Raw genomic sequence first — 21,517 nt, 5'->3', positions numbered from 1 at the left:
GCGAAACGGACGCTCGCGGTCGTCGTCCGAACCTCCTAACGTGCGGGTGCGTGGCTACTCACGACGACCGCTCGAAGGCTTCGGGCGGCTACTCCGACGACGGGTTCTACTCGACGAGCAGCGCGGGCGGCGGCGGAGTCCACCACTTCGACGACGGCACCACCGCCTTCGGCGCGCAGGCGTACGACAAGGACACGCAGAGCTTCGACTCCACCGGGTACACGCCGGTCACCACGCTCGACGAGCCCGCGTCCCACTACGACGACGAGGACGACGAGCGCAGGCCGTTCGGGTGGAGCGCCGGCCCCGACATCGGCCTGCTGGTGCTGCGCCTGGCCCTGGGTGGCGCGTTCGTGGTGCACGGGTTGCAGAAGGTGTTCGGCCTGTTCGGCGGACCGGGCGTCGACGGCTTCGCGGACTACCTCCAGTCGGTGGGCTTCCGCGAGCCTCGCATCCTCGCGTGGGTGACGGGCGTCACCGAGCTGGCGGGCGGCGGTCTGCTCGTCCTCGGCCTGTTCACGCCGCTGGCTGCGGCCGGCGTGCTGGGCGTGATGGCGAACGTGATCGCGCTCAAGTACCGGGGCGGGTTCTTCGCGCCCGACGGCGTGGAGCTGGAGGTCGCGTACGCGGCGATGGCGTTCGGCCTGCTGTTCGCCGGGCCGGGCCGGGCGGCCCTGGACTACAACCGCGGCTGGTTCCGCCACGCGCTGCTCGCCGGGTTCATCTGCCTGGTGGTGGCGGCGGGCGCGACGGCCGCGACCCTCTACGTGTTCCGCTGACGAACCTCCCGACGTGCGGGGACCGGCCGCCCCGAGGTGCGGGCGGCCGGTCCCCGGGAAGACCTACCTGGTGACGTCCCGCACCGCGCCGGTGGACGCGTCCGTCGCCATCCGCGCGTAGGCGCGCAGCGCCGAGGTCACCGGGCGCACCCGGTCCACCGGCTGCCACGGCCGCTCGGACGCCTCCATCTTCGCCCGCCGCTCGGCCAGCACCTCGTCGTCGACCAGCAGCTCCAGCCGGCGCTCGTGCACGTCGATCAGGATGCGGTCGCCGTCCTGGACCAGGCCGATCACGCCGCCGCCCGCCGCCTCCGGCGAGACGTGGCCGATCGACAGGCCCGACGTGCCGCCGGAGAACCGGCCGTCGGTGATCAGCGCGCACTTCCGGCCCAGGCCCGCGCCCTTGAGGAACGCGGTCGGGTGCAGCATCTCCTGCATGCCCGGCCCGCCCGCGGGGCCCTCGTAGCGGACCACCAGCACGTCGCCCGCCCGGATCTCCTTCTTCAGGATCATCGAGACGGCCTCCTCCTGGGACTCGACGACGCGCGCCGGGCCCTCGAAGCGCCACAGCTCCTCGTCGATGCCCGCCGCCTTGATCACCGCGCCGCGCTCGGCCAGGTTGCCGTGCAGCACGGCCAGGCCGCCGTCCTTGGTGTAGGCGTGCTCGACGTCGCGGATGCAGCCGCCGGCGGCGTCCGTGTCGAGCTTCGACCAGCGGTTCGTCGTGGAGAACGCCTGCGTGGTGCGCACCCCGCCGGGCGCCGCGTGGAACAGCTCGACCGCCTTCGCGGACGGCGACTCGGCGCGGACGTCCCACGCCCCCAGCCAGGACGCGAGGTCCGGGCTGTGCACGGTGCGCACGTCCTCGTTGAGCAGCCCGGCCCGCCACAGCTCGCCCAGCAGGGCGGGGATGCCACCGGCCCGGTGGACGTCCTCCATGTGGTAGTCCGAGTTCGGCGACACCTTCGACAGGCACGGCACGCGGCGGCTGAGCGCGTCGATGTCGGCCAGCGTGAAGTCGACCTCGCCCTCCTGCGCGGCGGCGAGGACGTGCAGCACGGTGTTCGTCGAGCCGCCCATCGCCATGTCCAGCGCCATGGCGTTCTCGAACGCCGCGCGGTTCGCGATCGACCGCGGCAGCACCGACTCGTCGTCCCGCTCGTAGTACTGCTTGCACAGCTCCACGACCACGCGGCCGGCCTCGGCGAACAGCTCGCGGCGCGCGGCGTGCGTGGCCAGCGTCGACCCGTTGCCGGGCAGCGACAGGCCCAGCGCCTCGGTGAGGCAGTTCATCGAGTTCGCGGTGAACATGCCCGAGCAGGAGCCGCACGTCGGGCACGCCGACCGCTCGACCTCGGCCAACCCGGCCTCGTCCACGTCCGGCGACGCCGACGCGGAGATCGCGGTGATCAGGTCGGTGGGCGCGACGGCCACGCCGTCCACCACGACCGCCTTGCCCGCCTCCATCGGCCCGCCCGAGACGAACACCACGGGGATGTTGAGCCGCATGGCGGCGTTCAGCATGCCCGGGGTGATCTTGTCGCAGTTCGAGATGCACACGATCGCGTCGGCCTGGTGCGCGTTGACCATGTACTCGACCGAGTCGGCGATGATCTCGCGCGAGGGCAGCGAGTAGAGCATGCCGCTGTGGCCCATCGCGATGCCGTCGTCCACGGCGATGGTGTGGAACTCGCGCGCCACGCCGCCCGCCTCGCGGATCGCCTCGGCCACGATGTCGCCGAGGTCGCGGAGGTGCACGTGACCGGGCACGAACTGCGTGTAGGAGTTGGCGATCGCCACGATCGGCTTGCCGAAGTCCGAGTCGGTCATGCCGGTCGCCCGCCACAGCGAGCGGGCGCCCGCGGCGTTGCGGCCGTGGGTCGTGGTGCGGGAACGGAGCGGTGGCACGGCTCCTCCATGTCTGCGGTTCAGGTGCTGGTCGCGGGGCGCGCGAAAGGCGCCGACGGCGCGTGGGGTGGGGCGCCGGGGTGGTGGGAGCGGTGCCTAGAGGCTACTCCGCCGCAGCGCCCCCGCGACCAGCACGCCCGCCAGCGCGAGCGTGATGACGTGCACGGCGGTGCACCACAGGCAGATCTTGCCGATCAGCAGGAACTCGGCGGCCACCAGGTAGACGACGAACAGCACGCCCACCGCGACCGACGCCAAGCGCGCCCAGTGCAGCGCCTCCACGCGCCACGCGAACGGCAGGGTGGCGACGGTCATGAAGGCGAAGAACGCCAGGCCCAGCACCGCGACCGGGATGCCGAGCAGCTCGGACTGCTCGCTGGTGGTGACCGTGCCGCAGTCGATCACCTCGCCCTCGGCGCACAGCAGCGCGCCGGCGGTGTAGTGGGCGATGGTCAGGTAGGTCGAGACGGCCAGGCCCGCGAGCGACAGCACGAGGCTGCCGACCGGCACCCAGCGGAGGGTCCGCGTGTTCGAACTCACTCCCCGGACTGTACGGAGGGCGGCGTTGCGTCCCGGTCAGGCGTGACCGGGGTCTCCGCGGAACCACCCGAAGCGGCGTCGCCGGCGGTGCTCGTCGGAGCGGTCGCAGTCGTGCCCGCCGCAGCCGTGCCGGCCGGTGTCGTGGTGGTGGGCTCCGGCGTCGACGGCGCCTCGTCCGGGTCCGGAGCCGGGGTCGGGTTCGGCAGGCGGCCGCCGCTCACCAGGGCCAGCGCGGGCACGTGACCCGCCCGGACGGCGGGCAGCCTGACCAGCGAACCGTCCGCGAGCACGACGCTCAGCCACCCGCGCTCGACCACCTTCAGGGCCTTGACCCCGGACCACGGCACGACCCGCTTGCCGAACGTGCTCCGCGCCACGATCCGCTCACCGTCCACCGTGGTCCGGTTGCGCACGACCCACACCGCGAACGCCGCCGGCAGCAGGTAGATCGCCTGGAGACCGGGCGCCGCCCAGGCGAACGGCGTCGCGCAGATGGTGGCGAGCCCGGCGGCGAGCAGGGCGGGGGTGGGGATGCGGAACACGACCTTCGACACGCCCCGCATGGTCCCACCGGTCGTCCGGGCGGGTGACCCCGGCCCGGCTCCAGGCACGTGGGGGTGTCCACGATCCGGGAGTGCCGTCCCGCACAGTTGACGCTTCCCGCACTTGACGGTTAACGTCACCACCATGCAGCGCAACCTCGTTCTCGTACTTCCCAGGCGCGTCGACGCCTAGGCGACCGAGCTTGCGTCGACGCGCGACCCTCGTGCGACCCGTCCGGGTTGGCGAGGGTTTTTTCGTGCCCGGACCGTGCATTCTCCTTACCCACGAGGCAGACAGATGACCAGCGCAACCTCGCGACCGGCTCCCGGTGAGCCGCCGTCGCCCCGCCCTGGACCGCGGCCGAAACCGGCCCCGCCGAGCGGAGCCCCCATCCGCGTGACCGGTGCCCAGTCCCTCGTCCGCTCCCTCGAAGCAGTGGGCTGCGAGGTGGTCTTCGGCATTCCCGGCGGCACCATCCTGCCTGCCTACGACCCGCTCCTCGACTCCACCAAGGTGCGCCACATCCTGGTCCGCCACGAGCAGGGCGCGGGCCACGCCGCCACCGGGTACGCCCAGGCCACGGGCCGGGTCGGGGTGTGCATGGCCACTTCCGGTCCCGGCGCCACGAACCTGGTCACGCCGCTCGCGGACGCCAACATGGACTCCGTCCCGGTGGTCGCCATCACGGGCCAGCAGTCCCGCCCGCTGATCGGGACCGACGCGTTCCAGGAAGCGGACATCTGCGGCATCACGATGCCGATCACCAAGCACAACTTCCTCGTCACCGACGCCGCGGACATCCCGCGCGCCGTGGCCGAGGCGTTCCACCTGGCCTCCACCGGCCGACCCGGCCCCGTCCTGGTGGACATCCCCAAGGACGTGCTCCAGGAGATGACCTCGTTCTCCTGGCCGCCGGAGCTGCGCCTGCCCGGTTACCGGCCGACGACCCGGCCGCACGGCAAGCAGGTGCGCGAGGCCGCGAAGCTGATCGCCGCGGCCCGCCGACCCGTCCTGTACGCCGGCGGCGGCGTCATCAAGGCCGAGGCGTCGGCGGAGCTGCTGGAGCTGGCCGAGTCCACCGGCATCCCGGTGGTCACCACGCTGATGGCGCGCGGCGCGTTCCCCGACTCGCACCCCCAGCACCTGGGCATGCCGGGGATGCACGGCACGGTCGCCGCCGTCGCCGCGATGCAGAAGGCGGACCTGCTGGTCGCCCTGGGCGCGCGGTTCGACGACCGGGTCACCGGCCAGCTGTCCACGTTCGCCCCGGACGCGCAGGTCGTGCACGCCGACATCGACCCGGCCGAGATCTCCAAGAACCGCCGCGCGGACGTCCCGATCGTCGGCGACTGCAAGGAGATCATCGCCGAGCTGATCGACGCGGTCCGCGCCGAGAAGGAGAACGCCGCCCGCGAGGTCGACCTGGCCCCCTGGTGGGCCACGCTCGACGAGGTCCGCGGCACGTTCCCGCTGGGCTACGACTGGCCCGAGGACGGCACGCTGTCCCCGCAGTACGTCATCGAGCGGATCGGCGTCCTCACCCCGGCGGACACCGTGTTCACGGCGGGCGTCGGCCAGCACCAGATGTGGGCCGCGCAGTTCGTGAAGTACGAGTCGCCGCGCACCTGGATCAACTCCGGCGGCCTCGGCACGATGGGCTACGCCGTCCCGGCCGCGATGGGCGCGAAGGCCGGCGTGCCGGACGTCCAGGTGTGGGCGATCGACGGCGACGGCTGCTTCCAGATGACCAACCAGGAACTCGCCACCTGCGCCATCGAGGGCATCCCGATCAAGGTCGCCGTCATCAACAACGGCAACCTGGGCATGGTCCGGCAGTGGCAGACCCTGTTCTACGGCGAGCGCTACTCCAGCACCGACCTGGGCACCCACAAGCACCGCATCCCCGACTTCAAGCTGCTGGCCGAGGCGATGGGCTGCGCGGGCCTGCGCGCCGAGTCCCGCGAGGAGGTCGACGCGGTCATCGAGAAGGCCATGGAGATCAACGACCGCCCCGTCGTCATCGACTTCGTGGTCGGCAAGGACGCCCAGGTGTGGCCGATGGTCGCGGCGGGCACCGGCAACAGCGAGATCATGGCCGCGCGGGGCATCCGCCCCCTGTTCGACGAGGACGAGTGAGATGACCCGGCACACCCTCAGCGTCCTGGTCGAGGACAAGCCCGGCGTCCTGGCCCGCGTGGCGGGCCTGTTCTCGCGGCGCGGCTTCAACATCGAGTCGCTCGCCGTCGGGCGCACCGAGCACCCCGACATCTCCCGGATGACCATCGTCGTCTCGGTGGACCAGCTGCCGCTGGAGCAGGTGACCAAGCAGCTCAACAAGCTCGTCAACGTCATCAAGATCGTCGAGCTGGAGCCCGCCGCCGCCGTGCAGCGGCAGCTCCTGCTCGTCAAGGTGCGCGCCGACGCCACGGTGCGCAGCCAGGTCCTCGAAACGGTGCAGCTCTTCCGCGCGAAGGTCGTCGACGTCTCCCCGGAGGCGGTCACCGTCGAGGCCACCGGCACGTCTGAGAAGCTCGACGCGCTGCTGCGGATGCTGGAGCCCTACGGGCTCCGCGAGATCGTCCAGTCCGGCATGGTCGCCATCGGCCGTGGCGCCCGCTCCATCACCGCCACCGCGGTGCGCTGAACCCCACCCCGCTTTTCGAAAGGGAGTACCACACGTGAGCGTCGAGATCTTCTACGACGACGATGCCGACCTGAGCGTCATCCAGGGGCGCAAGGTCGCGGTCATCGGCTACGGCAGCCAGGGCCACGCCCACGCGCTGAGCCTGCGCGACTCCGGCGTCGACGTGCGGATCGGCCTCCGCGAGGGCTCGAAGTCCGCGGCCAAGGCGGAGGAGGAGGGCCTGCGGGTCCTCACCAACGCCGAGGCGGCGGCCGAGGCCGACGTGATCATGATCCTGGCGCCGGACACCGCGCAGCGGCACATCTACGCGCAGGACATCGCGCCGAACCTCAAGGACGGCGACGCGCTGTTCTTCGGCCACGGCTTCAACATCCGCTACGGCCTGATCGAGGCGCCGTCCAACGTGGACGTGGCCATGGTCGCGCCCAAGGGCCCGGGCCACCTGGTCCGCCGCCAGTTCGTCGACGGCAAGGGCGTGCCGGCGCTCATCGCGATCGAGCAGGACGCGACGGGCAACGCGCAGGCGCTCGCCCTGGCCTACGCCAAGGGCATCGGCGGCACGCGCGCGGGCGTCATCAAGACGACGTTCAAGGAAGAGACCGAGACCGACCTGTTCGGCGAGCAGGCGGTGCTCTGCGGTGGCGCGTCCGCTCTGGTGCAGGCCGGTTTCGAGGTGCTGACCGAGGCCGGTTACGCGCCCGAGGTCGCCTACTTCGAGTGCCTCCACGAGCTGAAGCTGATCGTGGACCTCATGTACGAGGGCGGCATCGCGCGCATGCGCTACTCGATCTCCGACACGGCCGAGTTCGGCGACCTCACCCGCGGCCCGCGCGTGATCACGCCGGCCGTCAAGGAGGAGATGCGCAAGATCCTGGGCGAGATCCAGGACGGCACCTTCGCCACCGAGTGGGTGAACGAGGACGACGCCGGCCGCGGCAACTACAAGAAGTTGCAGCAGGAGGGCGAACAGCACCCGATCGAGGAGGTCGGCAAGAAGCTGCGCGGCCTCATGTCGTGGGTGGACCGCCCCATCACCGAAACGGCCTAGTACCTGCTGTTTCGCCCCCGGAGCCCGCGGTGTTCACGCACGCCGCGGGCTCCGGTATATCTAGGTCCCATGACCGACAGCGCGCCGATATACGACGACAAGGCCCACGTCCGGGGCAACCTCGACCTCACCGCCGCCGAGTGGATCCGCAGCGACGAGGGTGCGGAGGACGAGGAGGAGCACGTCGAGATCGCGTTCGTCGAGCACACCGACGGCATCACGTACACGGCCATGCGCAACTCCGCCCACCCCGAGGGCCCCGTGCTGGTCTTCACCCCCGCCGAGTGGGAGGCGTTCATCCTGGGCGTCAAGGACGGCGAGTTCGACGAACCCTGGTAACCGCGAGTCGTCACTTCGGCCCGCGCGTGTCGTCACTTCGGCCCGCGCGAGTCGTCACTTCAGCCCGCGCGAGTCGTCACTTCGGCCCGCGCGAGTCGTCGGTTCCGCCCGCGCGAGTCGTAAGCCGGGGCACTTCCGGTCGCACACCGCTTGCGAACTCGGGTGGTCATGAACGTACGACACGCCCGGGTCGGGATTACGACACGCGCGGCCCGGACGTACGACTCGCGGGAGTGGGACGTGCGTACCGGGTCCCAGCAGGTGAAACGCGGTACCCGGGTGTGAATCCGTGAAGGTGTCCCGACTAAGCTCGTTAACAACCCGGACACATTGCCGTGGCCGGCCGGCGCGGGTGACTACCTGCACGACGGCCCCGCGCTCCCCACACGACCAGAAGCACTGGGAGCGACGTCCGTGACCAAGCCCGTTGTCCTCATCGCCGAGAAGCTCGCACCGTCCGTTCTCGACGTCTTCGGCGAAGACATCGAGGTGCGCCACGTCGACGGCACCGACCGCCCCGCCCTGCTGGCGGCCGTGGCCGACGCCGACGCCCTCCTGGTCCGCTCCGCGACCAAGGTGGACGCCGAGGTCCTCAAGGCCACCACGAAGCTGAAGGTCGTCGCCCGCGCGGGCGTGGGCCTGGACAACGTCGAGGTGCCCGCCGCCACCGAGCGCGGCGTCATGGTGGTGAACGCGCCGACCTCGAACATCGTCAGCGCCGCCGAGCACGCCGTCGCGCTGCTGCTCGCCACCGCCCGCCAGATCCCGGCCGCGCACGCCACGCTCCAGGACCACGAGTGGAAGCGCAGCAAGTTCAACGGGGTCGAGGTCAACGGCAAGACCGTCGGCGTCGTCGGCCTGGGCAAGATCGGCCAGCTGTTCGCGGCCCGCATCGCCGCCTTCGGCACCACGCTGATCGCCTACGACCCGTACGTGAGCGCCGCCCGCGCCGCGCAGCTCGGCATCGAGCTGGTGTCGCTGGAGGAGCTGCTGGAGCGCTCCGACTTCATCTCGATCCACCTGCCGAAGACCCCGGAGACCAAGGGCCTCATCGGCGCCGAGCAGCTGGCCAAGGCCAAGCACGGCGTGATCATCGTCAACGCCGCGCGCGGCGGCCTGATCGACGAGGAGGCGCTGGCCGAGGCGGTCCGCGAGGGCCAGGTCGGCGGCGCGGGCGTGGACGTGTTCTCCAGCGAGCCCACCACCGACAACCCGCTGTTCGGCGTCCCGAACGTCGTCGTCACCCCGCACCTGGGCGCGTCCACGTCCGAGGCGCAGGACCGGGCGGGCACGGACGTGGCCAAGTCGGTGCTGCTGGCGCTGGCGGGCGACTTCGTGCCGGACGCGGTGAACGTGCAGGGCGGCGGCGTGGTCGGCGAGGAGGTCCGCCCGTACCTGCCGCTGGTGCAGAAGCTGGGCACGGTCGTCGCCGCGCTGAGCGCGAAGGCCCCCACCTCGGTCACCGTCGAGGTGCGCGGCGAGCTGTCCAACGAGGACGTCGCGGTGCTGCCGCTGGCCGCGCTGCGCGGCGTGTTCTCCAGCGTGGTCGAGGAGCAGGTCACCTTCGTGAACGCCCCGGCGCTGGCGAACTCGCTCGGGGTGGACGTGGCCCTGGTGAAGGAGCCGGAGAGCGCCGCCCACCGCAGCCTGGTGACGGTGCGCGCGGTGCAGGCGGACGGCGCGGTCATCACCGCGTCGGGCACGCTGTCGGGCCTGGACCAGGTGCAGAAGCTGGTCGGCATCAACGGCCGCGGCTTCGACCTGCGCGCCGAGGGCAACGTGCTGCTGCTGGAGTACCCGGACCGGCCGGGCGTGATGGGCACCGTCGGCACCCTGCTCGGCGAGGCGGGCGTGAACGTCGAGGCCGCGCAGATCAGCCAGACCGCGGACGGCCAGGACGCGTTCATGCTGCTGCGCGTCGACCGCCCGGTGGACGCCGGCGTGCTGGCCCCCATCGGCGCGGCCGTCGGCGCCCGCACCGCGCGCTCGGTCAACTTCGACTGACCGAAGTGACGCGGGGTGTCCGTAACTGAATCGGACTAGTGCCGCCGAGACCTGTCGGTGTATATCGTCGCAGGTCTCGGCGGTGTCACATTTAACCGTTAGTCGTTAAAACTGTTGGCGTTATCACTCGTTCGGACTAATTGAGTAGCTCTTTAGAGCGGTTAGGTTGCTGCCCAACGAGGTCGACCCGGTGCCGTAGAGGGCACGGCACCACGCGGGCAGCTGTCCCCCTAGTCGTCGCGACACTGCCCGCCCGGTCGAATCCGACCTCGGTTGGGGCACGTAGTGAGCCGATCTCGCGTTGTCGCCAGATCAGCCGTACCGCTGTTCGCCGCGATCCTCCTCGTGGCGTCCACGGCGGGCACGGCACTGGCCGCGGAAGATCCGCAGGCGCCGTCCGTCGCCACCGCGCGCGGGCTGGACGCGGGCACGTTGCAGTTGAAGGTCGCCAAGCGGCTCTCCGCCGCCCAGGGCAAGGTCACCGCGTTCGTCGAGCTGGAGGCCAAGCCTGCCGTCGACACCTACGAGGAGAAGACCAGCCAGGGCGCGAGCAAGCAGCAGGCCAAGGACGCGGCCAAGGCGACCAGGAACGACACCGGCAAGGTCGTCGACCGGGTGGTCACCGACCTGAAGGGCAAGGACTCCGCCACCAAGGAGCTGTACCGGACCGCCAACGGCGTGCCGGGCGTGGTGGTCACCGCCGACGCCGCCAAGGTGCGCGAGCTGGCGCAGCGCCCGGACGTGAAGTCCGTGCGCACGGTGGTGCCGAAGTCCCGCCAGAACTCCACCGCCGTGCAGCTGACCAACACGCTCAAGGCGTGGCAGCAGTACGGCAAGCTCGGTGACGACACCCGCATCGGCATCATCGACACGGGCATCGACTACACCCACGCCGACTTCGGCGGCCCGGGCACCGTCGAGGCGTTCCAGGCGATCGACGAGACGAAGGTCGATCCGTCGTACTTCCCGACCGCCAAGGTCGTCGGCGGCTACGACTTCGTGGGCAACGCCTACGACGGCGAGAGCGACGACCCGGCGGTCAACACCCCGAAGCCGGACCCGAACCCGCTCGACTGCAACAGCCACGGCTCGCACGTGGCGGGCACCGCGGCGGGCTTCGGCGTCAACGCCGACGGGTCCACCTTCACCGGTGACTACACCAAGCTCACCCCCGAGGCGCTCGACGCCATGCGCATCGGCCCCGGCACCGCGCCGAAGGCCCTGCTGTACGCGCTCAAGGTGTTCGGCTGCGAGGGGTCGACCAACGTCACCGCGCAGGCGCTGGACTGGTCGCTCGACCCCGACGGCGACGGCGACTTCTCCGACCACCTCGACGTGGTCAACCTGTCGCTGGGCTCCGACTACGGCGCCCCGGACGACCCCGACAGCCTGTTCGTGCGCAAGCTCAACGCCTCCGGCGTGCTGACCGTGTTCTCTGCGGGCAACGGCGGCGACCTGTACGACATCGGCGGCTCGCCGGGCAGCACCCCCGAGGCGCTGACCGTGGCCAGCACCCGCGACTCCTACGTGCTGCGCGACGCGGTCGAGGTGACCGCCCCCGACGCCGTCAAGGGGCCGAAGCCGGGCCAGTACAGCCAGAGCTACAACTACGAGGGCAAGAGCGTCACGGGTGTCGCCGTGCCGCTGGGCGACGCCGGCAACAAGGACGGCTGCCTCCCGCTGTCGGCCGCCGACAAGGCCGCCGTCGCGGGCAAGGTCGCGTGGCTGGAGTGGGACGACAACGACGCGACGCGTCGCTGCGGCTCGGCCGGTCGCACGAACAACGTGACCGCCGCGGGCGCCATCGGCGCGGTGTTCACCTCGCAGCTGGAGAACTTCAACGCGGGCATCGCGGGCAACGCGGCCATCCCGGTCATCCAGATCACCGGCTCGGCCACCGCGGCGCTGCGCCCGGCCCTGGCCACCGGGGCGCTGACCCTGCGCCTCGCGGGCGACCTGCGCACCTCGCTGCCGACGTACGACCAATCGATCAGCGACACGCCCAGCTCGTTCACCTCGCGCGGCGTGCGCGGCCCGGTCGTGAAGCCGGACGTGGCGGCCCCCGGTGACACCATCGCCTCGGCGCTGGTGGGCTCGGGCGACAAGACCCTCGTCATCTCGGGCACCTCGATGGCGGCCCCGCACACCACCGGCATCGCCGCGCTGGTGCGCCAGGTCCACCCGGACTGGACGCCCGAGGAGGTCAAGGCCGCGGTCATGAACAGCGCCTCGGCCGACGTGAAGACCCAGGACGGCAAGACCTACGCCCCGAACCGCGTCGGCTCCGGCCGCATCGACGGCAAGGCCGCGGTCGAGAACCAGGTGCTGGCCTACGTGCAGGACGACCCGGGCGCCGTGTCCGCGTCGTTCGGCGTGGTCGAGGTCTCGAAGCCGGTGTCGCTGACCAAGACGATCAAGGTGGTCAACAAGTCGACCAAGTGGGTCGACTACACCGTCGGCTACGAGGCCCTGACGCAGATCCCGGGCGTGCGCTACGAGCTGTCGGCGGACACCGTCCGGCTGTCGCCGCGCGGCATCGCCCGGGTGAAGGTCACCCTGAAGATCGACGACCCGAAGGCGCTCCGCAAGACGGTCGACCCGACCGTGGAGGCACTGCACCTGGACGTGCCGCGCCAGTTCCTGGCGGACGCGTCGGGCCGGGTCGTGTTCGCGCCGAAGTCGGGCACCGCGGTCCCGCTGCGCGTGCCGGTGTACTCGGCGCCGAAGCCGGTCGCCGACATCGACGTGCCGAAGAGCGTCAAGGCGAACAACGGCGGCCAGGCCGTGCTCAACCTGACCGGCAAGGGCCTCGACCAGGGCGCGTACAAGTCCCTGGTGAGCGTCCTGGAGCTCCAGGCGTCCTCGCCGAAGCTGCCCGAGTGCCGCCGCAACGTCACCGCCAACTGCACCCTGAACGACACGGCCAAGGGCGGTGACCTGCGCTACGTCGGCGCCGCGTCCACCGCGCCGCTGGCCAGGGCGCAGGGTGCGCCGGAGGAGGCGCTGCTCGCGTTCGGCGTCGCGACCTGGGGCAACTGGTACAACCTGGGCAGCAACACCGTGCCGTTCGTCGACATCGACACCAACGGTGACGGCGTCTTCGACTACGAGGTGTACGCGACCAAGCTGACCGACACCGACCTGCTGGTCGCGGCCACGGTCGACCTCGCCACCGGCGTCACGGTCGACCTCCAGGGCGTGAACGGCCAGTTCGGCGACGTCGACACGAACGTGTTCGACACGAACGTGGTGGTCCTGCCGGTGCTGCTGTCGGCGATCGGCATCGACGCCTCGGCGGACACCTCGCGGATCGGGTACCAGGCCGGCACCGCGGGCTTCTACCTCGCCCCGGGCAGCACGAACGGCCTGATCGACTCGATCCCGGGCCAACTGTCGTTCGACCCGCTCAAGCCGGGCCTGTGGGTGCAGGGCGGCGGTGACGCCGCGCTGTCCTACTCGGCCCGCCCGGGCACCGCGCTCGTGGTCAACCGCGACGCCGCGTCGCTCGCGACCGACGGCGCGGACAGCCTGCTGGTCCTGCACCACCACAACGCCACGGGTGACCGGGCGTCCGTGGTGAAGGTGAAGGGCAGGACGAACAACCGCTCGGCGGACTGATCGCCGTACGACGCTCTGGCCGGTCGGGGGTTGCCCCGGCCGGCCAGAGCCGTTTAAGCACATCGGGTGACCGCCATTTGGAGGCACTGAACCGTTCGGGTGTCCCGCAGTCCGGGAGACTCGGCCACGGAGGGGTGTTCCGAGTGCGGTTCGAGGGCTGTGGACCGGTAGCCTTTCGCAATGAAAACTAGTCCCGTGCAATGGGACTGATACCTGGGAGGTGTGTGGATGCGGCTCGCAGTGATCCCAGGAGACGGGATCGGGCCCGAGGTCGTCGCCGAGGCCCTGAAGGTGCTCGGTGAGGTCGTTCCCGCGGCTGAGATCACCCGCTACGACCTCGGCGCGGCGCGCTGGCACGCCACAGGTGAACTCCTGCCGGAGTCCGTGCTGGGCGAACTGCGCCAGCACGACGCGATCCTGCTCGGTGCGGTGGGGGACCCCTCGGTCCCCAGCGGCATCCTGGAACGCGGCCTGCTGCTCCGGCTCCGGTTCGAGCTCGACCACCACGTGAACCTGCGCCCGGCGCGGCTCTACCCCGGTGTGCGCAGCCCGATCTCCGACCCGCCGGAGATCGACATGGTGGTCGTGCGGGAGGGGACCGAGGGCCTGTACGCGGGCAACGGCGGCCTCCTGCGCAAGGACACGCCGCACGAGATCGCCACCGAGGTGTCGATCAACACCTCGTTCGGCGTGGAGCGGGTGGTGCGCGACGCGTTCGCCCGCGCCGCGAACCGGCCGCGCAAGCACCTCACGCTGGTGCACAAGACCAACGTGCTCACGCACGCGGGCTCGCTGTGGTCGCGGGTCGTGGAGGAGGTGTCGTTGCAGCACCCCGACGTGACGGTCGCGTACCAGCACGTGGACGCCGCGACGATCCACCTGGTCACCGACCCGGGCCGGTACGACGTGATCGTCACCGACAACCTGTTCGGCGACATCCTGACCGACCTGGCGGCGGCCGTGACCGGTGGCATCGGGCTGGCGGCGTCGGGCAACCTCGACGTGACGCGGCGCAACCCGAGCATGTTCGAGCCGGTGCACGGCAGCGCGCCGGACATCGCGGGCCAGGGCATCGCCGACCCGACGGCGGCGGTCCTGTCGGTGGCCCTGATGCTCGACCACCTGGGCCAGTCGGAGTCGGCGCGCCGGATCGAGGCGTCGGTGGCGTTCGACCTGGCCACCCGGGACCACGCGTCGCCGGGCGCCACCTACGCGGTGGGCGACCGCCTGGCGGCCCTGGTGTCGTCGAACGTCCGGACCGGCTGAGGCTCCGGAGCGGGCACGAGAGGGCCACCGCGGCGCCGCCGCGGTGGCCCTCGCTTTTCGCACGAGGCGACCGCGGGGGTTCGCCACCGGTAGCCGGACCCACCATGTGGGACAACCCGTCCGTGGCTTGGTATGCGCGGGAGGGGTGTGGCACCATTCCGGACGTGGCTCTCCACGCCGTGATCATTATCGCCCAGCGCGCCGGGTAGTGCTCCTGAGAAGCACCCGGCGCGCCGACCTCTCGCATCCTGCGGGGGGTCTTTTTGTTTTCCGAGATCCCAAGGAGACCTCTCGTGACCCCCCTCGGCGATTCCTTCCACGTCTACGACACGACCCTGCGCGACGGCGCCCAGCGCGAGGGCATCACCTACTCGGTCACCGACAAGCTGGCCGTGGCGCGGCTGCTCGACTCGCTGGGCGTGGGGTTCGTGGAGGGCGGCTGGCCGGGCGCGCTGCCGAAGGACACCGAGTTCTTCGCCCGCGCCGCCGCGGGGGACCTGACGCTCAAGCACGCGCAGCTCGTCGCGTTCGGCTCCACCCGCAGGGCGGGCGTCCGGGTCGAGGAGGACGCGCAGGTCAGGGCACTGCTGGACAGCCGGGCGCCGGTCGTGACGCTGGTCGCCAAGTCCGACCGCAGGCACATCGAGAAGGCCCTGCGGACCGACGTCGCGGAGAACTGCGCGATGGTGCGCGACACCGTGCGCTTCCTCGTCGACGAGGGTCGCCGCGTGTTCCTCGACGCCGAGCACTTCTTCGACGGCTTCGCGTTCGACCCGGACACCTCGCTGCGCGTGCTGGAGTCCGCGGTGGAGGGCGGCGCGGACGTCGTCGTGCTGTGCGACACCAACGGCGGGCAGCTGCCACTGGGCCTCGCCGAGACCGTCGCCGACGTGGTGGCCCGCACGGGCTTCCGGGTCGGCATCCACTGCCAGGACGACACGTCCTGCGCGGTGGCCAACACCCTCGCCGCGGTGCAGGCGGGCGCGACCCACGTCCAGTGCACCGCGAACGGCTACGGCGAGCGGGCGGGCAACGCCGACCTGTTCGCCGTGGTGGGAAATCTCGTGACCAAGCTCGGCCTCCAGGTGCTGCCGCACGAGTCGCTGGCCGAGCTGACCCGCGTGTCCCACGCCCTCGCCGAGATCGCGAACATCGCCCCCGACACCCACCAGGCCTACGTCGGGTCGTCGGCCTTCGCCCACAAGGCGGGGCTGCACGCGAGCGCGATCAAGGTCGACCCGGAGCTGTACAACCACATCGTCCCGGGGACCGTCGGCAACGACATGCGGGTGCTGGTCACCGAGATGGCGGGCCGGGCCAGCCTCGAACTCAAGGGGCGCGAGTTCGGGATCGACCTGGCCCGCCGGCCCGACGCGCTGACGAACGCGGTGCGCCGGGTGAAGGAGCTGGAGGCCGGCGGCTGGTCGTTCGAGGCCGCCGACGCCTCCCTGGAGCTGCTCATGCGCGACGAGCTGTCCGAACTGGACGCGCCGCCGTTCCGGCTGGAGTCCTACCGGGTCGTGCTGGACCACCAGCAGGACGGCACGATCGTGTCCGAGGCCACGGTCAAGGTGCACGTCGCGGGGGAGCGGGTCATCGCCACCGCCGAGGGCAACGGCCCGGTGCACGCGCTGGACGCCGCCCTGCGGAAGGCGCTGCTGCCCCACCTGTCCTGGTTGGACGCCGTGGAGCTGAACGACTACAAGGTCCGCATCCTGCCCGGGACGCGGCGGAACCCGGCCGAGCACGGCACCGACGCCGTCACCCGCGTGCTGGTGGAGTCCACCGACGGCGAGCGCGAGTGGACCACCGTGGGCGTGCACGGCAACATCGTCGAGGCGAGCTGGCTGGCCCTGTGCGACGCGCTCGCGCACAAGGCCATGCGGGTCAGCCCGTCACCAGCCTGAGCCCCTCCTGCGCCAGCACGTCCACCAGCGGGAAGAAGAACGACGACGTGCCGCCGGGGCAGCCGTGCGCGACGAACACCAGGCCCTGGGCCTGCGTGCCGCTCACCACGGCGCCCCAGTCGTCGTTCGGGGGTGAGCACACCGGTATCCGCGACACCCCGTGGAGGATCGACCCGTCGCCGAAGTACAGGGTGCTGTCGCGGCTCGCGACGGTGGTGCACCGCCAGCCGGTGACGGGTCCCCGCACGCACGCCTCCGCGCCCACCGGGGCCTCGGTGGACCCGGTGACGACGTCGGGCCGGCCGGCGACGGTCGGCCTGGGCTGCCACAGCCGGGTGTCGTCGATCCGGACGACCGCGTGCGTCCGGCGGATCGCGACGACGGTGCCGATCCGCCTGCCGTCGGCGTGGTGGAGGGCGCCACCCGCCGCCCGCCCGCAGGCGGGCGAGACCAGCAGGTGCCCGTGGACGCTGAAGCCGTTGGCGCACCGGGCGCCGCTCGCGGTGACGAGCGGGGTGCCCGCTTCGAGCGGGGTCGGCGCCGCCACGGCCGGCTGTGCCGTGGCGACCAGGAGCGCCACGGCGAGCAGCAGCGCCCTCATCCCGTCACCAGGGTGAAGCCCTCGGCCGCCAGGACGCGGTTGAGCGGGTGGAACCAGGTCGTGCCTCCGCTGGTGCAGCTGCCGGAGCCGCCGATCACGTGGCCCTGGGCCTGGGAGCCGCTGAACACCGCGACCCAGTGGTCGCGGCCGTCGGGGCACAGGTTCGTGCGCGTCAGGCCGGTGATGGTGCCGCCGGGGAAGGACACCGTGGCGTTCTTCTGCTGGACCGTGCCGCACCGCAGACCGGTGGCGCCGCCCACCCGGCAGACCGAGCCGCCGACGGCGGTCTCGGCGGAGCCGGTGATCGTGCCGGGCGCACCGGCGACGGTGGGCCGCTGGACCCAGGCGGCCGGGTTGGTGATGGTGACGACCGAGTAGGTCGGTCGGACCGCGGTGATCGTTCCGACGACGGCGCCGCCGGGACCGCCGACCACCGTGCCGACCGGACCGCAGGAGGTCGGCACGAGCAGGTGGCCGCGGACGTTGAAGCCGTTGAGGCAGCGCCCGCCGCCGACGGCGGTGAGCGGGGTGCCCGCTTCGAGCGGGGTCGGGGCGACGGCGGCGGCGGGGGCGGCCGTCCCCAGTAAGAGGGCGAGGGCGATCAGCAGGGTTCGCATCCTCCTGACGCTAGGCACGGACGGTGCGGTTTCAAGCCGCCGGTTAGGGTGTTCGGCGTGCGCATTGCCCGTATCGCCCAGCCCGACGGCCTGGCCTTCGCCGAGATCCGCGGCGACGGCGACGACCTGACCGCGGTCGAGATCGCCGACGACCCCTTCGCGAACCCGACGTTCACCGGCCGCTCGTGGCCGCTGGCGGACGTCCGCCTGCTGGCGCCGTTCCTGCCGCCCAAGATCGTCGCGATCGGCCGCAACTACGCCGAGCACGCCGCCGAGATGGGCAACGAGGTGCCCGCCGAACCGCTGATGTTCCTCAAGCCGAACACCGCGGTCATCGGCCCGAACGCCGAGATCAAGCTGCCGGCGGTGTCCGAGCGGGTCGACTTCGAGGGCGAACTGGCCGTGGTGGTCGGCGTCGGCGGCCGGGACATCCCCGCGTCCCGGGCGCGGCAGTCGGTCCTCGGCTACACGATCGCCAACGACGTCACCGCGCGCGACCTCCAGAAGACCGACGGGCAGTGGACGCGCGCCAAGGGCTTCGACACGTTCTGCCCGCTCGGCCCGTGGGTGGAGACCTCGTTCGACCCGTCCGACGTGGCGATCCGCACCGAGGTGGACGGCGTCGTGAAGCAGGACTCGCGGACCTCGCTGCTGATCCACGACATCCCCGCGCTGATCGAGTACATCTCATCGGTGATGACGCTGCGCCCGCTCGACGTGATCCTCACCGGCACCCCCGCCGGCGTCGGCCCGCTGACCGCCGGGCAGACCGTGTCCGTCACCGTCGAGGGCCTGGGCACGCTGACCAACGCGGTCTCCGCGCGCTGACCCGTCAGCTCCGCTCGATGCGCTCGGGCGCGCGACGGGCGAAGTCCGGCGCGTGCTCGGGCAGCAGCCCGATGCCGACGACGTAGGCGGGCACCACCTGGAGCGCGGGGAACCGCCGCACCAGCCGCACGGGCAGGGGGACCTCCCCCGTCGTCGCGCCGGGGCCGCCGGCGAGCGCCGGCGCGAGGAACGAGTCCTGGACGCGCCGCTGCGCCGCCTGCACCGCCGCGGTGGGCAGCCACCGGCGGCGGCGCACCTTCGCCAGCACCCGCGGCGTCAGCGCGCCGCGCCGCAGGGGACCGGCCACGATCCGCGCGGCGGCCACCGCGTCCTGCACGGCCAGGTTGATGCCGACCCCGCCGATGGGCGACATGGCGTGCGCAGCGTCGCCGATGCACACCAGGCCGTCGACGTGCCAGCGCCGCAACCGGTCGATCCGCACGTCGAGCAGCTTCACGTCGTCCATCGACGCGATCTCGTCCACCCGGTCGCCCAGCCACGGCACCAGGGCCGCCACCCGCGCCCGGAACGCCTCGACGCCCTCCTCCCGCAGCGCCCGGTCGGTGCCCTTGCGGATGAGGAAGGCGACCTGGAAGTAGTCGCCCCGGTCGATCAGCACCAGGCCGCTGCCCCCGCCGAACCTGCCGGTCGCGCCCTCCAGCTCGTCGGGCCGGCGCGACAGGCGGAACCACCACACGTCCATCGGCGAGCCGTAGCCGCGCGCCCGCAGCCCGGCCTCGTCGCGCACCAGCGAGCGCCTGCCGTCGGCGGCGACCACGAGGTCCGCGGCCAGCTCGCCGGTCGCGCCGTCCGCGGTGCGGTAGCGGACGCCGGTGACCCGGTCGCCCTCGCGGAGCAGGCCGACCGCCTCGGTGCCCATCCGCAGCGCGAAGGTCCTCTCGCGCCTGCCCGCGTCCGCCAGCAGGTCCAGGAAGTCCCACTGCGGCACCATGGCGATGTGCCGGTGCGGGCCGCGCAGCCGCGACATGTCGCCCATCGTCACCGGGCCGTCGTCCAGCAGCACCTGGACGCGCTGCACCAGCCGGTGCGGCACCTCGGCGAACGACGGCCCCAGCCCCAGCTCGTCCAGCAGCGTCAACGTCGACGCGTGCACCGTGTCGCCGCGGAAGTCGCGCAGGAAGTCGCCGTGCTTCTCCAGCACGGTCACCTCCACGCCCGCGCGGGCCAGCAGCAGCGCGCACACCACGCCCGCCGGTCCGCCGCCGACGACCACGACGCCTGTCCTCTCCATGGTCCACCCCTCAGATTTCAACACCGGTTGAATAACTTGAGGATGCTCCCGCGAAACGCGTTGGTCAAGCCGGATAGGCTGATCGGGTCATGAGCGCATCAGCAGCATCCCCAGAGGTCCGCGTCCGCTTCTGCCCGTCGCCGACCGGCACGCCCCACGTGGGGCTCATCCGCACCGCCCTGTTCAACTGGGCGTACGCCCGCCACGTGGGCGGCACCGTGGTGTTCCGGATCGAGGACACCGACGCGGCCCGCGACTCCGAGGAGTCGTACCTCTCGCTGCTCGAAGCGATGCGCTGGCTGGGCATCGACTGGGACGAGGGCCCCGAGGTCGGCGGCCCGCACGCGCCGTACCGGCAGTCCCAGCGGCGCGACCTCTACGACGACATCGCCAAGCGCCTGTTCGAGGCGGGCGAGCTGTACGAGTCGTTCTCCACGCCCGAGGAGGTCGAGGCGCGGCGCAAGGCGGCCGGCCAGGACCCCAAGCTCGGCTACGACGGCTACGACCGCGACCTCACCGACGAGCAGAGGGCCGCGTACCGCGCCGAGGGCCGCAACCCGGTGCTGCGCCTGCGCATGCCCGACCGCGACATCACGTTCGACGACCTGATCCGCGGTGAGGTCACGTTCAAGGCGGGCAGCACGCCCGACCCGGTCATGGTGCGCGCCAACGGTGACCCGCTGTACCCGTTCGTGAACCCCGTCGACGACGCGCTCATGGGCATCACGCACGTGCTGCGCGGCGAGGACCTGCTCCCGTCGACCCCCCGCCAGGTCGCGCTGTACGAGGCGCTGACCCGGATCGGCGTGACCACGTCCACCCCGCTCTTCGGTCACCTGCCCTACGTCATGGGCGAGGGCAACAAGAAGCTGTCCAAGCGCGACCCGCAGTCGAACCTGTTCCTCTACCGGGACCGCGGCTTCGTGCCCGAGGGCCTGCTGAACTACCTCGCGCTGCTCGGCTGGTCCATCGCCGACGACCGCGACATCTTCTCGATGACCGAGATGGTCGAGGCGTTCGAGCTGTCCAAGGTCAGCGCCAACCCGGCCCGCTTCGACCTGAAGAAGGCCGAGGCGATCAACGCCACGCACCTGCGCGCGCTGCCCGTGGAGGAGTTCGTCAGCCGCGTCGTGCCGCACCTCGTCAAGGACGGCGTGCTGCCGGCCGAGCCCACGCCCGAACAGCTCGCCGTGCTCGGCGGCGTCGCGCCGCTCGTGCAGGAGCGGCTGGTCGTGCTGTCCGAAGCGTCCGGGATGGTCCGGTTCCTGTTCGTCGCGGAGCAGGACTTCGCGCCCGAGGAGGACTCCGCGGCCAAGGCGCTCGGCGAGGACGCGCGCCCCGTGCTGGAGGCGGCGATCGCCGCCCTGGAGCCGCTGCCCGAGTGGACGACCGCCGCGATCGAGGAGGCGCTCAAGGTGTCCCTTGTGGACACGTTGGGCCTCAAGCCGCGCAAGGCCTACGCCCCCGTGCGGGTTGCCGTGACGGGCCGTACCGTCTCGCCTCCGCTGTACGAAAGCATGGAACTGTTGGGCCAAAGTCGCTCGATCGGGCGATTGCGGCGCGCGCTCGGGGCAATCTGACTGGTGCGATCGGACGGTTCAGCGGTGCTTGATCGTGCAAGCA

The 21,517-nt window shown here is 71.7% G+C and carries 17 protein-coding genes; 11 read left to right on the top strand and 6 right to left on the bottom strand.

Going from position 1 to position 21,517, the window contains the following annotated elements; genetic code table 11:
- Positions 1-50 precede the first annotated feature (50 nt).
- Positions 51-779: a DoxX family protein gene (locus J2S66_RS22920; RefSeq protein ID WP_310309298.1), complete on the top strand. Its 729-nt coding sequence runs from the start codon at positions 51-53 to the stop codon at positions 777-779.
- 63 nt (positions 780-842) lie between these two features.
- Here J2S66_RS22920 and ilvD read toward each other — a convergent pair whose 3' ends face one another.
- From ilvD to J2S66_RS22905, 3 genes are all read right to left on the bottom strand, one after another.
- Positions 843-2,687 (bottom strand): dihydroxy-acid dehydratase, encoded by a 1,845-nt coding sequence (gene ilvD / locus J2S66_RS22915; RefSeq protein WP_310309297.1) that lies wholly within the window; start codon positions 2,685-2,687, stop codon positions 843-845.
- 96 nt (positions 2,688-2,783) lie between these two features.
- Positions 2,784-3,227 carry a vitamin K epoxide reductase family protein gene (locus J2S66_RS22910; RefSeq protein WP_310309296.1) on the bottom strand — a complete coding sequence of 148 codons (444 nt, stop codon included), beginning with the start codon at positions 3,225-3,227 and terminating at the stop codon, positions 2,784-2,786.
- Positions 3,224-3,781, bottom strand: a complete 558-nt coding sequence (locus tag J2S66_RS22905; RefSeq protein ID WP_310309295.1) for a PH domain-containing protein — start codon at positions 3,779-3,781, stop codon at positions 3,224-3,226. The genes J2S66_RS22910 and J2S66_RS22905 overlap by 4 nt, the downstream gene beginning before the upstream one ends.
- Before the next feature lie 286 nt (positions 3,782-4,067).
- Here J2S66_RS22905 and J2S66_RS22900 point away from each other — a divergent pair, with 286 nt between their 5' ends.
- The 8 genes from J2S66_RS22900 to cimA all read left to right on the top strand — a co-directional run bounded on the left by J2S66_RS22900 (position 4,068) and on the right by cimA (position 16,596).
- Positions 4,068-5,906 (top strand): acetolactate synthase large subunit, encoded by a 1,839-nt coding sequence (locus J2S66_RS22900; protein WP_310309294.1) that lies wholly within the window; start codon positions 4,068-4,070, stop codon positions 5,904-5,906.
- A gap of 1 nt (position 5,907) precedes the next feature.
- Positions 5,908-6,414: an acetolactate synthase small subunit gene (gene ilvN / locus J2S66_RS22895; protein ID WP_310309293.1), complete on the top strand. Its 507-nt coding sequence runs from the start codon at positions 5,908-5,910 to the stop codon at positions 6,412-6,414.
- Between the two features lie 34 nt (positions 6,415-6,448).
- Entirely contained in the window at positions 6,449-7,462 is a 1,014-nt protein-coding gene (gene ilvC / locus J2S66_RS22890; RefSeq protein ID WP_310309292.1) for a ketol-acid reductoisomerase, read from the top strand.
- A 69-nt stretch (positions 7,463-7,531) separates the two neighbouring features.
- A complete protein-coding gene (locus J2S66_RS22885) occupies positions 7,532-7,801 on the top strand; it encodes a DUF397 domain-containing protein (protein ID WP_310309291.1) in 270 nt (89 codons plus the stop codon).
- A 414-nt stretch (positions 7,802-8,215) separates the two neighbouring features.
- A complete protein-coding gene (gene serA, locus J2S66_RS22880; protein WP_310309290.1) occupies positions 8,216-9,805 on the top strand; it encodes a phosphoglycerate dehydrogenase in 1,590 nt (529 codons plus the stop codon).
- A 285-nt stretch (positions 9,806-10,090) separates the two neighbouring features.
- Positions 10,091-13,423 carry a S8 family peptidase gene (locus tag J2S66_RS22875; protein ID WP_310309288.1) on the top strand — a complete coding sequence of 1,111 codons (3,333 nt, stop codon included), beginning with the start codon at positions 10,091-10,093 and terminating at the stop codon, positions 13,421-13,423.
- Between the two features lie 228 nt (positions 13,424-13,651).
- The gene (locus J2S66_RS22870; protein WP_306747422.1) at positions 13,652-14,689 is read left to right on the top strand and encodes a 3-isopropylmalate dehydrogenase; all 1,038 of its coding nucleotides are present in this window, start codon (positions 13,652-13,654) and stop codon (positions 14,687-14,689) included.
- A gap of 293 nt (positions 14,690-14,982) precedes the next feature.
- Entirely contained in the window at positions 14,983-16,596 is a 1,614-nt protein-coding gene (gene cimA / locus J2S66_RS22865) for a citramalate synthase (RefSeq protein WP_310309287.1), read from the top strand.
- On the opposite strand, the gene J2S66_RS22860 is transcribed toward cimA, so the two are convergent.
- Together J2S66_RS22860 and J2S66_RS22855 are read right to left on the bottom strand one after the other, a co-directional pair.
- On the bottom strand, positions 16,577-17,197 hold the full coding sequence (locus J2S66_RS22860) for a S1 family peptidase (protein ID WP_310309285.1): 621 nt from the start codon (positions 17,195-17,197) through the stop codon (positions 16,577-16,579). The genes cimA and J2S66_RS22860 overlap by 20 nt on opposite strands.
- Positions 17,194-17,814 (bottom strand): S1 family peptidase, encoded by a 621-nt coding sequence (locus J2S66_RS22855; RefSeq protein ID WP_310309283.1) that lies wholly within the window; start codon positions 17,812-17,814, stop codon positions 17,194-17,196. Before J2S66_RS22855 ends, J2S66_RS22860 begins: the two co-directional genes overlap by 4 nt.
- Positions 17,815-17,871: 57 nt before the next feature.
- On the opposite strand from J2S66_RS22855, the gene J2S66_RS22850 reads away from it, so the two are divergent.
- Positions 17,872-18,642: a fumarylacetoacetate hydrolase family protein gene (locus J2S66_RS22850; protein WP_310309282.1), complete on the top strand. Its 771-nt coding sequence runs from the start codon at positions 17,872-17,874 to the stop codon at positions 18,640-18,642.
- Positions 18,643-18,646: 4 nt separating this feature from the next.
- On the opposite strand, the gene J2S66_RS22845 is transcribed toward J2S66_RS22850, so the two are convergent.
- Complete coding sequence (locus tag J2S66_RS22845) at positions 18,647-19,894, bottom strand: FAD-dependent oxidoreductase (RefSeq protein ID WP_310309281.1); 1,248 nt, start codon at positions 19,892-19,894, stop codon at positions 18,647-18,649.
- Between the two features lie 89 nt (positions 19,895-19,983).
- On the opposite strand from J2S66_RS22845, the gene gltX reads away from it, so the two are divergent.
- On the top strand, positions 19,984-21,474 hold the full coding sequence (gene gltX, locus J2S66_RS22840) for a glutamate--tRNA ligase (protein ID WP_310309279.1): 1,491 nt from the start codon (positions 19,984-19,986) through the stop codon (positions 21,472-21,474).
- Positions 21,475-21,517: the final 43 nt, after the last annotated feature.

The organism is Saccharothrix longispora, assembly GCF_031455225.1.
GTDB lineage: Bacteria > Actinomycetota > Actinomycetes > Mycobacteriales > Pseudonocardiaceae > Actinosynnema > Actinosynnema longispora.
This window is presented reverse-complemented; position numbering and strand designations above follow the sequence as displayed.

Coding starts and splice junctions, on each gene's coding strand:
- J2S66_RS22860 (WP_310309285.1), bottom strand. CDS start 17,197: ATGAGGGCGCTGCTGCTCGCCGTGGCGCTCCTGGTCGCCACGGCACAG.
- J2S66_RS22845 (WP_310309281.1), bottom strand. CDS start 19,894: ATGGAGAGGACAGGCGTCGTGGTCGTCGGCGGCGGACCGGCGGGCGTG.
- J2S66_RS22870 (WP_306747422.1), top strand. CDS start 13,652: ATGCGGCTCGCAGTGATCCCAGGAGACGGGATCGGGCCCGAGGTCGTC.
- J2S66_RS22855 (WP_310309283.1), bottom strand. CDS start 17,814: ATGCGAACCCTGCTGATCGCCCTCGCCCTCTTACTGGGGACGGCCGCC.
- J2S66_RS22885 (WP_310309291.1), top strand. CDS start 7,532: ATGACCGACAGCGCGCCGATATACGACGACAAGGCCCACGTCCGGGGC.
- gltX (WP_310309279.1), top strand. CDS start 19,984: ATGAGCGCATCAGCAGCATCCCCAGAGGTCCGCGTCCGCTTCTGCCCG.
- ilvN (WP_310309293.1), top strand. CDS start 5,908: ATGACCCGGCACACCCTCAGCGTCCTGGTCGAGGACAAGCCCGGCGTC.
- J2S66_RS22900 (WP_310309294.1), top strand. CDS start 4,068: ATGACCAGCGCAACCTCGCGACCGGCTCCCGGTGAGCCGCCGTCGCCC.